Source organism: Paenibacillus cremeus (assembly GCF_007786445.1).
GTDB lineage: Bacteria > Bacillota > Bacilli > Paenibacillales > NBRC-103111 > Paenibacillus_G > Paenibacillus_G cremeus.
The window spans coordinates 26,755-41,291 of sequence record NZ_VNJI01000003.1 but is presented as its reverse complement, the minus strand read 5'-3'; the positions used below and the strand labels follow the sequence as shown (position 1 = coordinate 41,291).

The 14,537-nt window shown below is 52.6% G+C and carries 13 protein-coding genes and 1 pseudogene; 4 read left to right on the top strand and 10 right to left on the bottom strand.

Going from position 1 to position 14,537, the window contains the following annotated elements; genetic code table 11:
* Position 1: 1 nt before the first annotated feature.
* Both FPZ49_RS36610 and FPZ49_RS36605 read right to left on the bottom strand, forming a co-directional pair.
* Entirely contained in the window at positions 2-598 is a 597-nt protein-coding gene (locus tag FPZ49_RS36610) for an amidase (RefSeq protein WP_261381225.1), read from the bottom strand.
* 37 nt (positions 599-635) lie between these two features.
* Positions 636-800, bottom strand: coding sequence for a hypothetical protein (locus FPZ49_RS36605; RefSeq protein WP_186445576.1), 165 nt, complete (start codon positions 798-800; stop codon positions 636-638).
* Positions 801-1,008: 208 nt separating this feature from the next.
* On the opposite strand from FPZ49_RS36605, the gene FPZ49_RS03300 reads away from it, so the two are divergent.
* The 3 genes from FPZ49_RS03300 (at position 1,009) to FPZ49_RS03290 (ending at position 3,981) form a co-directional block, all read left to right on the top strand.
* Positions 1,009-2,190 carry an MFS transporter gene (locus FPZ49_RS03300; protein ID WP_186445575.1) on the top strand — a complete coding sequence of 394 codons (1,182 nt, stop codon included), beginning with the start codon at positions 1,009-1,011 and terminating at the stop codon, positions 2,188-2,190.
* Positions 2,191-2,303: 113 nt separating this feature from the next.
* The gene (locus FPZ49_RS03295; protein WP_144843150.1) at positions 2,304-3,269 is read left to right on the top strand and encodes a hypothetical protein; all 966 of its coding nucleotides are present in this window, start codon (positions 2,304-2,306) and stop codon (positions 3,267-3,269) included.
* Entirely contained in the window at positions 3,256-3,981 is a 726-nt protein-coding gene (locus FPZ49_RS03290) for a YheC/YheD family protein (RefSeq protein ID WP_144843148.1), read from the top strand. Before FPZ49_RS03295 ends, FPZ49_RS03290 begins: the two co-directional genes overlap by 14 nt.
* Positions 3,982-4,411: 430 nt before the next feature.
* Here the strand turns inward: FPZ49_RS03290 and FPZ49_RS03285 are convergent.
* The 4 genes and pseudogenes from FPZ49_RS03285 to FPZ49_RS03270 form a co-directional block, all read right to left on the bottom strand.
* A pseudogene (locus FPZ49_RS03285) lies at positions 4,412-4,860 on the bottom strand (SDR family NAD(P)-dependent oxidoreductase); the annotation flags it as partial.
* Positions 4,861-4,995: 135 nt separating this feature from the next.
* Entirely contained in the window at positions 4,996-6,852 is a 1,857-nt protein-coding gene (locus FPZ49_RS03280) for a stalk domain-containing protein (RefSeq protein WP_144843146.1), read from the bottom strand.
* A gap of 205 nt (positions 6,853-7,057) precedes the next feature.
* Positions 7,058-7,696, bottom strand: coding sequence for a response regulator (locus tag FPZ49_RS03275; protein ID WP_222429854.1), 639 nt, complete (start codon positions 7,694-7,696; stop codon positions 7,058-7,060).
* Positions 7,693-9,870 (bottom strand): histidine kinase, encoded by a 2,178-nt coding sequence (locus FPZ49_RS03270; protein ID WP_186445574.1) that lies wholly within the window; start codon positions 9,868-9,870, stop codon positions 7,693-7,695. The genes FPZ49_RS03275 and FPZ49_RS03270 overlap by 4 nt, the downstream gene beginning before the upstream one ends.
* A 223-nt stretch (positions 9,871-10,093) precedes the next feature.
* Between FPZ49_RS03270 and FPZ49_RS03265 the strand changes: the two genes are divergently transcribed.
* The gene (locus FPZ49_RS03265; RefSeq protein ID WP_144843141.1) at positions 10,094-10,666 is read left to right on the top strand and encodes a hypothetical protein; all 573 of its coding nucleotides are present in this window, start codon (positions 10,094-10,096) and stop codon (positions 10,664-10,666) included.
* Between the two features lie 29 nt (positions 10,667-10,695).
* Here FPZ49_RS03265 and FPZ49_RS03260 read toward each other — a convergent pair whose 3' ends face one another.
* The 4 genes from FPZ49_RS03260 to FPZ49_RS03245 form a co-directional block, all read right to left on the bottom strand.
* Positions 10,696-12,951, bottom strand: coding sequence for an ATP-binding cassette domain-containing protein (locus FPZ49_RS03260; protein WP_144843643.1), 2,256 nt, complete (start codon positions 12,949-12,951; stop codon positions 10,696-10,698).
* A gap of 11 nt (positions 12,952-12,962) precedes the next feature.
* Complete coding sequence (locus FPZ49_RS03255; protein ID WP_144843139.1) at positions 12,963-13,361, bottom strand: SRPBCC family protein; 399 nt, start codon at positions 13,359-13,361, stop codon at positions 12,963-12,965.
* Positions 13,358-13,687, bottom strand: a complete 330-nt coding sequence (locus FPZ49_RS03250; protein WP_144843137.1) for an ArsR/SmtB family transcription factor — start codon at positions 13,685-13,687, stop codon at positions 13,358-13,360. Before FPZ49_RS03250 ends, FPZ49_RS03255 begins: the two co-directional genes overlap by 4 nt.
* A 183-nt stretch (positions 13,688-13,870) precedes the next feature.
* On the bottom strand, positions 13,871-14,533 hold the full coding sequence (locus tag FPZ49_RS03245) for a PspA/IM30 family protein (RefSeq protein WP_144843136.1): 663 nt from the start codon (positions 14,531-14,533) through the stop codon (positions 13,871-13,873).
* Between the last annotated feature and the right edge of the window lie 4 nt (positions 14,534-14,537).

Sequence of the window (14,537 nt, the reverse complement as noted above, 5' to 3'; positions counted from 1 at the left end):
CTTAAGGAATCTCAGCTGGTACTGCTCCCGAAGACGAACAAGCTCCCGCCGCTCGTCTTCGGTCTTGGCTCCTAAGTTGGGAACGATATGACGACCCGCGATGTTCTGACCCAGCAAGCGTAAGATCCCGGAGACGATCAATTTCATGCCTATGCACAATGCCCTTCGGCTTGCCTGAGGGAACGCGGCCAGGCGTCGGCTTCAGACCGTGAATGCCGCAGCAATGGGACGGCGGACGGATACTGCCTCCGACATCCGTACCCAGGCCGAGCGGCGATCCCCCGGCTGCAAGGATCGCCGCTTCGGCGCCGCTGCTCCCGCCGGAAGACCGTTCCTCTGGGCGCCAGGGGTTGCGTACCCGACCGTACACTGGGTTGACCGATTCGCAGCTCATGAGCAGCTGCATAATATTGCTTTTGCCGATGACGATTGCACCGGCCTGCTTGAGCCGTGCCACGCCCGGATCGTCAGTCTGCGACAGCTGGCTTCGCCGATGGGGTAAGCCCCACGTACTAGGCGTCCCAGCCACATCCAGCGACTCCTTGATCGTCACGGGAACACTGTGCAAAGGCCCCACCTCCGCTCCTCCCGCCTCCAATTGACGATCGGCCTCCTTAGCAGCCTTCCGGGTTTCATCAAAGAGCGGTGGCCATCGCATTCAGCGTAGGATTCACTTCCATCATTCGCTCAATATGGGCTTCAACTAATGCTTGCGAGGTCCAACGTCCCTCACGGATTCCTCTGGCCATTTCAGCTGCGCCGAGACACAGCAGCGCTTTTATTTCCATGGCAGTCAGCATCGTTCTTTCCACCGTCCCCTGATAATAATTTGATCACTTAAAGTTTAATTTGTGCCAATAATCATACCAACCGTCGGTCTGTCAATCGCATTCTTATGGTCTAAGGAGATATTTTTTCTAGCTTCCCCTATTGTGCGCCCATCATTGTATCGTAAAATGATCATACAAGTCTTTGTGTCTTTATCTCGAACTAGATGGAGTGATGACTTTGAAGCTGTGGTCTAAGGACTGGCCGCGCGGCGTACCGCTGCTGCTAGCCAATTCGTTTCTCATGTCGATCGGTTTTTACGCTCTGATCCCTAATTTGTCCGTTTATCTTACGCATTCGCTCGGATGGGCGCCGCTGCTTGCCGGAGTCCTGCTGATGGTGCGGCAATTCAGCCAGCAGGGACTGATGACGCTGACTGGGATGATTTCCGACCGGGTCGGCTATCGTCTGACGATTTCGCTCGGGTTTGTGCTGCGCGGTATCGGGTTCGGCATGTTTGCCCTCGGTACAAGCCCGCTCTTGATCTTTGTTTCCGCTATCATCGCCGGGATCGGTGGCAGCCTGTTCGAGCCGACAAGTGATGCGGCCCTGACAACGCTGACGAATGTGCAGAATCGATCTCGCGCGTACGCGGTGAAGAAAGTAACTGACAACCTCGGCATCGTGGTTTCGGCCCTGCTCGGCTCGTTGTTGGTTTCGGTGAGCTTCCATCTGCTCTCGCTGATCTCCGGCGCTCTGTTCGTGATTGCGGGCATCATGACGTATATTCGCCTGCCGTCCATCCGCATCCAGGTCAAGCCGGTCGCTTGGGCCGACATGTGGCGAACCGTTACGCTAGACCAGCCTTTCGTTCATTACGTAGCGGTCATGATCGGATACTTTTTTCTATTCATGCAGCTGTATCTAGCGATTCCTGCCCGCATTGTCGATTTGACGGGACAAGCTTCCTCGGTATCCGTCGTGTTCCTCGTCTTGTCCATCATGATCATCCTGTTTCAAGTTCCAGTCAGCCTGCTGGTAAGGAGGCTCCACGCAATCCGCGCCATCCAGGCAGGCTTCGCGCTGCTCGGAACAGGACTGCTCGTGCTGGGCTTTGCAGGCCATGTCGCGGTTTTTGTCGCGGGCATTGCCCTATTCACGGTCGGGATGATGACGATCGAGCCGGCCAGCTTTGATCTGACGTCACGGCTAGCAAGACCGGGCATGACGGCAACTTATTTCGGATTTTATTACTTGGCTATGGCCATCGGCGGCGGAATCAGCCAGGGTACGGGCGGCCTGCTGATGCAGCTCGGATCATCCTCCGGGCTGCCGGGGCTCCTCTGGTGGATCGGCGCATTCGTGTCGCTCTTGGCTATTGCCGGTGCTGAACCGCTGCGTAAATCGCTTCCTGCCAAATAGATCCTTACTCATTCGCCTTGTCCATTTGTCCACTTCAAGCATATATAAAAGCAAGAATGTATGCGGAAGCAACCTGCATTGGTTATTGAGGACGATATGGAGTGAATAAGACGATGAGAACACAGGTGGGGATCTTGATCATCCACGGGATGGGCAAGAAACGTATGGGTTACTCCAAGCCCCTGCAATTGCGGCTCCGCAGGCGGCTTGCCGGGATGACAGGGCTCGATATCTCTGTTCGGGATTTTGTATTCGAGGAGGTTGTCTGGTCGGATATCGTCGAGGTAAATCAAGACTTCGTCAGGAAAGCCGTCAAAGCAGAGTTTGATGATGAGTTGGAGTTTGACATGGCCAGATCCTTCATCATCAAGTATGCGGTGGACGTCCTGGGATACCATCGGATCGACGTCGGCCAGACAACCAACGCTTTGCACACAGCCATCCATCAAAGAATTGCGGAATCGCTGCATCAGCTGCGTAAAAAGGTTGGACCGGAAGCGCCCGTCTGCGTTATTGCTCACAGTCTTGGGACCGTCGTGTCCAGCAATTATATTTACGACATGCAGATGCAAAAAAACGTAGTGCCTCCCCTGGAAAATAACCACCTGGAAACCTGCCAAACGATCGCCTCTTTCTACACGCTCGGCAGTCCGATCTCACTCTTCAGCCTAAAATACATGAACAAGGATGAAAGTACGATCCAAATTCCCGCCAAGGAAACCAACCGGTATCGTTACGGGGAATGGGTCAATCTGTATTATGATCGCGATATTATGGCTTACCCCATCGCCCAGTTCAATAATAATGCAAATTTGAACGTGAAAGACATCAAGCTGGAGAGCAACAGCGGATTGCGAAAAATGATCTACGTAATCTGCCTCATCCTGTCTCTTCCCTTTGCGCTCCTTCCTCTCATTTCGAATCGAATTAAACAGCTGTTCAAAGTCGCTTCCAGAGTATTGCTATTTGGTTTGGGCGTTGCGTCTCATAATCGGTACTTCACCGATAAAGCAGTGATCGAAACGATCACCGAGGGTTTAATCAAGGTTTGGCAGTCGGTGCAATATGACAAAGCTTAAGCGAGACAAATGGCTGCAATATCGCATCTTGCGCACTATACCTGCTCTGGCTGCCCGGATACCGGAAACACGGCTGCTGAAGCTGAACATGATGACGAAGCTGCTGCCTCAGTATCAAGGCATCGTCCTTAAGCCACGCGGCGGGCGGTTCGGTCGGCACATCCTTTTCATTACCCTTAATAGGTCTAGATCGTATCGGGTGCACGTGGAGAAGAAAACGTTCACTTTTAAAAAGACCAAACCGTTAATCCAATGGATCAGCAAAATGACCGGCTCAAGAAGCTATATCGTGCAGCGGCGGCTGTGGCTGGCGCGAATTCGAGGCAATCCGTTTGACATCCGGATCATGGTGCAGCGAAGAAAAGGAGCTTCATCGACTTGGAACGTGACAGGCTCTTACGCGAAAATCGCGGCGCAGGGATATCTCGTCACGAACGTGCCCAGCGGCATCCTTCCGGTGTCCGAAGCGCTGAAGCATGCGAGAATCGGCGACCGGAGCTTGCTCGTCCAATGCGAACGAATCGCGCGTTTGGCAGCGAGACGACTTGGAGAGCGGTTCCCCAAGCTGCGGCAGGTCGGTTTCGATCTGGGCATCGATGAGAAGCGGCGGATTTGGATCCTGGAAGGCAATTATAAGCCGGATCTGCTGCCCTTCCGACTGTTGAAAGATTCCTCGATATACCGCAGAATCCGTTGGTATCAGAACCACTAAAAAGGAGGTAATCTTGATGGGGATAAGATGTGATAAGGAAATTAACGTGAGCGTTAAGCAAAAAGCAGGAGCTATCTTTGTCGGAGCGCAGGAAATGGGGCTTCAAAACACCGAATTTATTAATTCTTGCATGGTCGATGACCCGAAGATTGTTGACTGCTTCGCTGTTCCGCTTCCTACTCGGGAGATGCGAAGACAGGTCTCAATAAGATCCAACGACGGATTAGGAAAGACGAAAGTCTTCGTTATGACCCGTCTAGTCAATACGCCTTTTAGAACGATATGCATTAATGTTACGGTTATACCGTGACGACGCACCAAAGAAGCCGCCGGTCACGCACACCGACAGCTTCTTTACGTTTACTTAAGTTAATACGCCGTCCAACCGGCGTCTGCAGCGATAATCGTCCCGTTCACAAAGCTAGACTCATCGGAGACCGAACAGCCCGCCGGCCGAAGCGACATTGACGATCACACCGGCCTTTTTTTCCGTCATGATGGGCAGCACCTTGCGGATCGTTCTCATTGGGCCGGTTGTATTGATGGCGAAGACACGGTCCCACAGCTCGTCGGTCAGGTCTCCGGCCGGGACAAAGTTGTCCATAATGCCGGCGTTGTTGACCAGAATGTCTACCGTTCCGTATTTCTCCACCGTGGTATCGATCAGCGATTGGACATCTTCTTCCTTAGCGACGTTTGCCGCTATCGCCAAAGCCGTTCCGCCTTGAGCTGAAATCCCATCCACGACAGCTTGCGCTGCATCAACGCGAAGGTCCGAGACAACACCTTAGCTCCTTCTCGTCCAAACATTTCTGCGATGGCTTTCCCCATGCCAGAGGCGGCACCGGTGACAACGGCAATTTTTCCAGATAATCTCATCAGATTTGCAGCAGCTCGCTTCGTTCCTCCTGCGGGCTGTAATTTTTCTTGGTTTAGTATTTAGCACACTTTACAAAGCCTAAATCGCAAAAAGGCTGCCTTTCGGCAGCCCTTGGTGCTTAATTAAACCATGTTCTATGGAATCTTCACGGTCAGCTCACTGAGGTAAAGTGCTGTCGATATCCCGTTGGACGGGCCGAATTCGAACTCTACCGAATCGCCATATTTGCCACTTTTGTCACTGATCTGCAAGGCTATTGGCGCGTGCCCTTCCGGCAGCCATTTGGCTGTAGCCTTGTAACGGCCGATCGGAATTTGATCCACGCCCGCTCCGCCTGAGACCGGTCCCCCTCGCTTGATGATCGTTTTTCCTGTACTGCCATCCAGCAGCGGACCTACAGGTGTGAGGGTCACTTCCAGATCGCTCATATTGAACTCCGGCAGCGAGTCATCTGAGGATAAAAAGAACGGATAAATATAAATCTGTCCGTCAAACTTGTTCCATGTAAAGTTGCGGACGGCTCCGGTGCTGCCCGAGAATGGAACATCTTTGTCAACTTTTAAGTGGAAGGTGTACTCTTTATCGTTAAATGTTTTGGTGATATCGCCGCCCATTCGCCAGGACGTTGCGATTTGAGGCAATTCGATCCGATAGTGACCTGTTTCATCGGTAACGCCAAGAATGTTGCTGTCGTAAAGCAAAGTGTTATCTGCAAAAACGACGACGTCCGGAATCGGCTGACCATTGGCATCACGTACATAGCCTTTGACGACATAGGGCTCCGCTGCTTCTTTTGGGGGCTCAGGGACCGGAGCAGGGCTAGGCGATGGCTGCGGTGCTGGAGCTGGTGCAGGCGTTGGTGTTGGCGTTGGTGTAGGTGTTGGCGTTGGTGTAGGTGCTGGCGATGCAGTCGCTTCTTCAATTTGAACGGTCGCTTCGTTGCCAGTTCTGGAATAGGACACGGCGTATCCGCTGTTCTCCGCCACAAAGCGCAGTGGTACTAAAGTGCTGCCATCCAGAATCTGTGCAGGCACATCCAAGCTCACGCTTTTTCCATTTACTTTAGCGGAGGTGCTGTTGATCGTCAATTCAATGGCAAGACCCTCCTTCGTTCCAATCGCCTGCTGTGTTCCACCGGATTCCTTCCATTGAACCACAAAGCCTAGCGTCTCGAATAATTTGCGGAACGGGACCAGCGTTGAACCGTCTTTCAGGATCGGTTGGGCGCCATCAAACTGAAGCGCTTGACCCTTGAAAAGCACATGAATCTGCGGGCTATCCGGTACTGGAGCAGGCGCTGGGCTTGGTGCTGGAGTTGGGGCTGGAGTTGGAGCTGGTGTAGGTGCTGGAACTGGAGTTGGCGCTGGCGTAGGTGGTGTAGGTGCTGGTGTCGGGCTTGCCGAATCAGAAACTATCATGGGACTTTTATATTTGATCGGCTTGGATACGACTGTACCTTGCGGGGTCCCGATCTCCAAGACATAATATTGCGTTTCTTTAATCGTGCCGTTATCGCTAGCGTACAAGTCGAAGGTAAGCTCACCGTCGAATTCGCCGACCGGTGCCTTTACATCCTTCCGAAATCCAGGGTTGATTATGATGCTTTCATGAGTTGTTCCGCTTGACGATGGCACAACTTTGTCCTGCACAATGCCCAGCAGCCACCCGGTAGTAACGTGGTTCGTCCTCCATACCCCTTGAGAATTGTCCTTGCCATAAGCATCCGTTGAACGCAGGACGACAGAATTGATCACCGTATGCTGAGCAAGGCTCAGCCGCAGCTTGAAGTGTCCATCCTTATTGCCCTCCGGTGTAAAATCAGCTGCACCTACCACATCGGACGCCGTATCGAGAAGGCTGAATTCCTTGATCTGCACCCCTGCAGGAGGCGTTTCACCGAAAGCATTAGCGATACTGCCAAACGTCAAGCAGCCTGCAAGCAAAAAGGTCATGACCGAAGTATAATTTCGTTTCCCGAAGCTCCATTTCATACGCTCATTACTCTCCTTTATGAATCACTTGGTTGGATTTGGTTTCTGAAGTAATCATACAATGCGCTTCATCCATATTTCTTGAGTCATGGCAGGGAAATGATTGGGAATAAGTTGGGAACCGATTCGGGAAGACATAACGAAAAACCTCCCTACCCCACTGTGAAAGTGATGGTCTGGAGGCTTTATGCGCTTGCTTTGAACCCTATTCCTCACGCGTTTTTTGCACCAAACGCTTTGCGGCATTGCGATCCGAAACCTGCAGCTTATTTAAAATGTTTGAGACATAATTGGCTACCGTCTTATTGCTGAGATGCAATCGAGCGGCAATCTGGGCGTTGCTGTCCCCCTCTGCGATCCGCTCCAAAATCTCCAATTCGCGTTTGGTAAGCTCCGAGAAGGCAGGATCATCCACGGGAACCGATTGGGGTTGGGAAAAATAGTGCATCATCCGGCTGGCAATATCCGAGCTGAAGACAGCGCCGCCGTTGCCTACCATTCGGATGGAGCGCAGCAGCTCCTCTTCGTCGGAATCCTTCAGGATGTACCCTTTGGCCCCTACACGCATAGCGGTAAAAACCGACTGATCATCTCGAAACATCGTCAACATCAGCACCTCGATCTCCGGATGCTTGTCTTTGATGATCCGTGTGGCTTCGATCCCATTCATTCCGGGCATACGAATGTCCATCAGCACGAGATCGGGATGCAGCTGCTCCGCCAGAGCCACCGCCTCCTCCCCGGACGATGCTTCCCCAATAACCTCCAGATCGTCCGTCGTCCTCAGCAAATTACGCACGCCGCTGCGAAATAAGGGATGATCCTCTGCAATCAAAATTTTCAACGTCCATGCTCCTCCTTCAGTTCAATTGGCAAAATTGCCAGCACACGCGTGCCGCCCTGCTCCGCAGGCTCGATCGAGCATTGTCCGCCTAATTCCGCCGCTCTCTCCTTTAGCGATTGGAGTCCAATTCCGCCTTTGCCCGGAAGTCCAGGCGTGTAGGCCGAACGAAAACCAGTGCCATTATCCGTCACTTCGACGATCAGCTGCTTCAGCGGCGAAAGCTGAAGCTTGACGATGCATTCGGTAGCTTGGCTGTGTTTAATGACGTTGACCAGCGATTCCGTAACAATTCGATAGGCCGCCACCTCCACTGCGGCCGGCAGCTCCGGAAGCTGTGGAGGTTCATGCAGCCGGATGTGGATCGGGATGGTGCCTTGCTCATCGGCCAGCAGCTGTGCCGGCTTGTTCAGCTCGCTGATTCGCTCCCCAATCGCGCTGATCAACCCGAGCTCATCCAGCGTTGGCGGGCGCAGATCGTGCACAAGGGTCCGAATCTCCCCCACCGTCGCCCGAATCACCGTTCTGAGGTCGCCCAGCATCTCAATCGCTATGTCAGGCTTCTTCAGGACATATTTCTCGGCCGTCGCCACGTTAAGCGCCAGAGCCGCAAGTCTAGGAGCCAGATCGTCATGCAAATTTTTCCGAATTTGCCGGCGTTCTTCTTCTCTGGCTAGAACGAGTCGTTCTCGAGATTCCTGCAAATCTTGAGCCAGCAGCTTCATGCCGAGGGTCATGTTCACATTTTCAACGATTGGTCCCGCTTGGTGAAGTAGCACATCCAGGAACTTGTTGTCCTCGGACGAGAAGGCTTCTCCAGGAGAACGAGCGGACAAATAGAGCGTACCGAGCCTCTCCCCGCGATGAATAATGGGAAACGACAGCACCTCGTGCAGCGGCTCTCCGGATGTAGCGACCAAAGCGTCCTGCCCTCCCACACCGATCGCAATGCCTGCATAAGGCAAGCGCAGCGACTCCTTCATGGTGGAAGCGAGCGCCTCCAGCATGGCCTCCGGCGCCATCGGTCGAACGAGCTGGCTTCCCAGCTCCAGCAGCACGGCATACGGATCGTCGTGCCGGCCTTTTAGCATCCGATTCACGAGCCGCTGCAGCTTTTCCCTGAGCGGAGCGAAGATTACCGCCACGATCGCCGTTGCAGCCAAGGAGATGATCAGATTATTTTGAGTCTCAAATAAGCGGCTCAAGTAATAGACCGAAAAAATATAGATCGCAGCCACACAAAGCGACAAGGCACCATACACCAGCGTACGATTCACAATCGGGTCAATATCCCACAGCCGCTGCTTCAGCACGGCCATCGTAAGCGTAAGCGGTATCGCCAGTAAGCTTAGATTCAGGAAGGCATTGAGATACACATAAGTTAGCGCGCTGCCGTCATTCATAGCTGGGTTAAATAAGATGCTCATCCCGATAAATCCAATCAGGCCCACAGCGAGCCCGTACACCACCCATTTGGTCTGCTGCCGCTGCGCCGGTGATGATACTTTCAAGTACCGATAGATTTGCGAATAAACCAGAATCAGCGTCGACCCAATATACCACACAGCAAGAAGGTAAGCGGAACCGCTCATTTCATTCCAGATGATGCCGCGATTAATGAAACTGCTGACTTGAACAATGAGAATCACAATAAAAACGCCTACAGACCATCTCGGCACGAACGACCCGTTTGGAAACAGCAGAAACAACAGGGACAAACCAATCCAGCCGAGCGTCGCTACCCCAGAGAACCACCACTCCATAGCGGTATTCCCCTGAAAAGCAACAGGCACTAACGAAGGAAACGAGGTGCCGAACGCAACCATGGCCAAGCCAGCCAGAAGCGCCATCGGTTCACGAATGCCTTTCCAAAAAATGAGCATCGCAGCCCCATAAAAAACCAACGTAAAGATGAGGTCAATACACACGAACAGCACTGCATAGGTCTCCAGTGACAAGTGAATGGCTCTTGCATTCTCAAGAGGCATGGCAGGCGCATAATTGCTGCACCCGTTTACAATACAAGTCGAAATGAGATTTTGGTAGTACTTGGGGATCCCCGCACAATAGATCACTGCCGAAGACACAGAGAACAAGACGGCAAAAAGCTGAAGGCAAACGAGGAGCCCTAGGTTCGGGATACGGTCTGCAGGTACTGCGGTTCGATCTTGTGACATGAGACCTCCTCCAAATAAGGATACTTTTACCTCTATTATAGCGGGCATCCCGCGGACTGAATACGGTGAAGCCGCAACTTCCCAACGACTTCCCAAGTTTCCCGAAAAGTGTCCCAGCCGCAGTTTCCCAAACGAAAGGAGTGCCCTGCCCTATTTTCCGTGATTTCCTGTCGATTATAATCGAAATCGTTAGCATAACGAGTTGAACTGGAGGTTGGAAAACATGATTAAAGCAAGAGCAATTCCATGGTTGGGTATGATTTGTTTGCTGGCCGGCCTTAGCCGTATGGGGATGACGCCAAGCTCCCTGATTTGGGGGACGGATAGCCTTCCGGAGCTGACGTGCGGGATTGTTGCAAGCATTCTCATGACGGTCGGTACGTTGGCTGTCTATCTGGTCCAGTCTAGGGAAATCGGAACGATCGGATTCATATCTGTACTCGGTATCATGATCGGAAATATCGCCATAACCTTCATGCTGTGGTCTGCGATCCTTTCCATCGATCCGGCCAGCCCCCCGGATGGCGCGGTTTTCACCCTTTTGCACCTGCTGGCTCTTATCGGATTGACAGGAGGAACGCTGCTGTTTACGATCCTCTCCTACCGAGCGAACGTATTCCCACGCTGGGTTATCGTCCTACTCGTCATGATGCACTTTTCGATGGTGCTGCCGGTCGGAGACAATAAATATTTTGCCTTCTTCTGGGGATTAGCTTATGTAGGCATGGGGTATACGGTCTGGGCAGGAAGATTAAATCCATCGAAAAAAAATCAAACGACCTCAGTGCCCAAATAGGGCTAAGGTCGTTTTTTTCGTAGATTTCCTCATGGCTTCAAATATTTTCCCGTAATCGATTGCTCCGCTTGAGTGATCTGAAGAGGCGGGCCTTCGAACACCACCTGACCGCCCCTGCTGCCTCCGTCCGGTCCCATATCGATGATCCAATCCGCTTGGCTGATCACATCGAGGTTGTGCTCGATGACAATTACCGTATTGCCGGTGTCTACGAGACGATTCATGATCTCCAGAAGATGACCAATATCGGACATATGCAAGCCGGTTGTCGGTTCGTCCATCACATAGATGCTGCCCTTCTTATGGAGCTCGCTGGCCAGCTTGATCCGCTGGCATTCTCCGCCTGAGAGCGTGCTGAGCGGCTGGCCTAGAGTAATGTAGTTCAGCCCCACATCACTCATCGCCTGGAGCTTGCGTACCACTTCTTTGAGCTGGAAAAACTCCAGCGCCTGCTCCACCGTCATCTCCAGCACATCCGCAATGGACTTTCCGTTGAACTTGTAGGCAAGCACCTCTTCCTTGAACCGTTTACCTCCGCATACCTCGCAAGGCAGCTTCACACTCTCAAGGAAGGCAAGGTCTGTGTACACCACGCCCAGCCCTTGGCAGTTCTCGCAAGCGCCTTTGGAGTTGAAGCTGAACAAGCCTTGATTGACCTTGTTCGCAGAAGCAAACGCCTTGCGCACATCATCCATAATGCCCGTGTAGGTCGCGGGATTCGAGCGTGTCGATACGCCTACCGCCGACTGATCGATCACGATCGCTTCCGGATGCTGGCTGAGGAATACTTCGTTAATCAGCGTACTTTTGCCCGAACCGGCAACACCTGTAACGACGGTTAGCACTCCGGTTGGAAGCTCTACACTGACGTTTTGCAGGTTGTGCAGTGTAGCATGGGTAATGGACAGCTTGCCCGAGGGCTGTCTGGAAGTCGGCTTCAGCTGGAGCGGCCGCTTCATATGGGTGCCAGTGAGTGTACCTGACTCCAGCAAGCCTTGGAAGCTTCCTTCGTACACGATCGTACCGCCGCGGCTGCCGGCATGAGGCCCAACGTCGACAATATGATCCGCCACCTTGATGACATCGGGATCATGCTCGACGACAATCACCGTATTGCCCTTGTCGCGGAGCTTCTGAAGCAGCTCATTCAACCGGTGCACATCCCGTGGATGCAAGCCAACGCTCGGCTCATCAAAAATGTATGTGACATCCACCAGACTGCCGCTCAGATGCTTCACCATCTTGACGCGCTGCGATTCGCCGCCCGACAGCGTATCCGTCTCGCGGTCCAGCGTCAAGTAGTCGAGTCCGATATCCACCAGATGCTGCAGCCGCTCTGTCAGCGACTTCACGATCGGCACAGCGATCGCGTCGTTAATCTCACGAACGACACGAATGAGCTGACTTACCTCCATCGAGGACATCTCCGCAATGTTCAGTCCATTGATCCTGCAGCCGAGCGCAGCCTGGCTGAGTCTCGCGCCGCGGCAGCTGGAGCACGGGCCTTCGGTGATGTAAGGCGTCACTGCTCGTTGTGTTCGCTCAGACATCGTCTTTAGATCACGCTTGATATACTTATTGGTGAACTTCTCGATGACGCCTTCCACGGTTATATTCACTGCTTTTCCCGCGAACTGCATCTCAATCTTCCTCGCCTTACCGTAAAGCAGCTGCTCCAGGTCTTCCTTCGAATAATCGCTCAGCTTCTTGTCGGGATCGAAACCCGACTGCACGAGTATCGTCCAATCCATGCTGTCCACCGAATAGTCCGGCAGCAGGATGGCGCCTTCTTTTAACGACTTGGTCATGTCCAGCGCCTTGGTCATATCGACACCCAGCTTTCGACCAATCCCATTGCACTCGAGGCACATCCCTTGCGGATCATTAAACGAGAACATGTTCGCTGTTCCAACATAGGGCTGGCCTACTCGAGAGAAGAGCAGACGGAGGATGGGAGAAATATCGGTAATCGTGCCCATCGTGGAGTGGGAACCGCCGCCCAGCCGCTTCTGATCCACAATCACAGCCATGCTCAGGTTCTCAATTGCATCCGTATCCGGCTGCGGATATTTGGGCAGGAAATTGCGAACGAACAAGCTGAAGTTCTCATTGAGCAATCGTGTGGATTCTGCCGCAATCGTGTCGAAGACGATCGACGACTTGCCGGATCCGGATACTCCGGTGAAGATGGTGATCTTTCGCTTGGGAATGCGCAAGGATACGTTCTTGAGATTGTTTTCCCTCGCGCCCGAGATCACGATATACTCTTGATTCCATTCGTTCATGCTTGACATTCTTATTGCTCCAGCAATTTTTCAAGCCCGCCGCACCAGTTCGTCCAGCCAAACTTCGCGCCTTGGAGACCTTGCGGATTGGAGAATCCGGTTTGCTCCAGGTGAAGATTCACTTGGCCGTCCCCTAAATCCTGCAGCGTCCAGGTGACCGTGTGCTTCTCCCCTCCGCTCGCCCATGAATAGGACAACCGGTTAGGTGCTTCCACAACGAGAACCTCACCTTCGATTAGTCCATTCCAATATTGGGTTGGCTCCGTGCGAAAATGAAACTTATGTCCTACGATAGGCTCAAAATCATTTTCCATAACCCATCTGGCTAGCTGCTTGGAATCGGTGATCGCAGACCAAAGCTTCTCCATCGTTGTCTTGTACTGAAAATCCAACGTTAATGCTAAACTCATTCTTCTTCCTCCTCTAATAACTGGACTAAGCGCATCATATTCGTACTCCAGAACCTACTATAGAACGCCACCCAGTCTTGAACCTCTCGAAGCGGTGTGGCATTAAGCCTATATCGTGTTTCCCTGCCAACTTTCCGGTCTACTACTAATCCAGCCTCTTTAAGGATGGTCAAATGCTTGGAAACCGCTGTACGTCCCATTTGAAACTGTGCGGTTAACTCATGCAGCGGGAGCTCCTCCGCCTCAGCTAACAGACGAATCAGCTGGCGCCGGGTTGGATCTGCAATCGCGTCATACACATCACGCAACGGATTGATCTCGCTCACAACACCCTCTCCTAAAAAATTGTGTAGAGTTCTCATTCGGCCACCATTTGGTGTCGTATTTATTATAGGACACCTTTCGGTGTCGTGTCAACCATTGTTATTATTATGTTCAAAAAAACAGCCCACTTCCGCATGAAATCACGCAGAAACGGGCTATACGTTTTAGATTAGTTAGTTATGCAGTTATGCATTGGAGTTCGCCGATCTCAGCTTCGCCAGCTGCTCCTCTACGAGGGAATTCCGCGCTGCTGCTGCCGCCGCTGCCGCTGCTTGAACACTTTGCAGCTTAGCTTCCTTCTGTAGGATGACTTCCTCCATCCGCTCGAATCCGCGGAGCGCCGAAGCCGATTCCCTGCGGGTGTAGGCTTTAACTTGGGATGGACTAGCCTGCAGCTCTTGCGCTTGTTCGACCTTCTGAGCGCGGCTTAGCAGCTCGTCCTGTTTCAGCTTCAAAGCAGCATATTGCTCCCGGGCCTGGGCCAGGCGTTCCATTAGCTCCTCGGATTCATGCTGAGTGGTATCGTAGGCTGCCTTCAGCTGGGATACCTTTTCCAAGTCATCCAGCTTGGCCTCCACGGCCTGACGAGCTTCGACCATTCGGTCATCCGCCATCGCTTCGCCCGCTCTGCGCTCTTGCTGCTCCGCTCTCTTGGTATAGTAAGCGATCTGCTGCTGAAGCGTCTTGCCTCGGGATGCTTCCTGAAGCAGCGCGGCTTCCATGTCCTGAATCTCTTCATCCAAGCTGCGGACATAATGGTTCAGCATCATGGACGGCTTTTCCACTTTATCTAGCGCTTCATTCACAACAGCCTTTGACAAATCCATTAATCTTTGCAAAATTTTCATTTGA

What these genes read in the sequence shown, in the direction of transcription:
- FPZ49_RS03270 (WP_186445574.1), bottom strand. Translation starts at nt 9,870, where the DNA reads ATGTCACAAGATCGAACCGCAGTACCTGCAGACCGTATCCCGAACCTA.
- FPZ49_RS03255 (WP_144843139.1), bottom strand. Translation starts at nt 13,361, where the DNA reads ATGAGTTTAGCATTAACGTTGGATTTTCAGTACAAGACAACGATGGAG.
- FPZ49_RS03265 (WP_144843141.1), top strand. Translation starts at nt 10,094, where the DNA reads ATGATTAAAGCAAGAGCAATTCCATGGTTGGGTATGATTTGTTTGCTG.
- FPZ49_RS03280 (WP_144843146.1), bottom strand. Translation starts at nt 6,852, where the DNA reads ATGAAATGGAGCTTCGGGAAACGAAATTATACTTCGGTCATGACCTTT.
- FPZ49_RS03290 (WP_144843148.1), top strand. Translation starts at nt 3,256, where the DNA reads ATGACAAAGCTTAAGCGAGACAAATGGCTGCAATATCGCATCTTGCGC.
- FPZ49_RS03295 (WP_144843150.1), top strand. Translation starts at nt 2,304, where the DNA reads ATGAGAACACAGGTGGGGATCTTGATCATCCACGGGATGGGCAAGAAA.
- FPZ49_RS03245 (WP_144843136.1), bottom strand. Translation starts at nt 14,533, where the DNA reads ATGAAAATTTTGCAAAGATTAATGGATTTGTCAAAGGCTGTTGTGAAT.
- FPZ49_RS03260 (WP_144843643.1), bottom strand. Translation starts at nt 12,951, where the DNA reads ATGAACGAATGGAATCAAGAGTATATCGTGATCTCGGGCGCGAGGGAA.
- FPZ49_RS36605 (WP_186445576.1), bottom strand. Translation starts at nt 800, where the DNA reads ATGCTGACTGCCATGGAAATAAAAGCGCTGCTGTGTCTCGGCGCAGCT.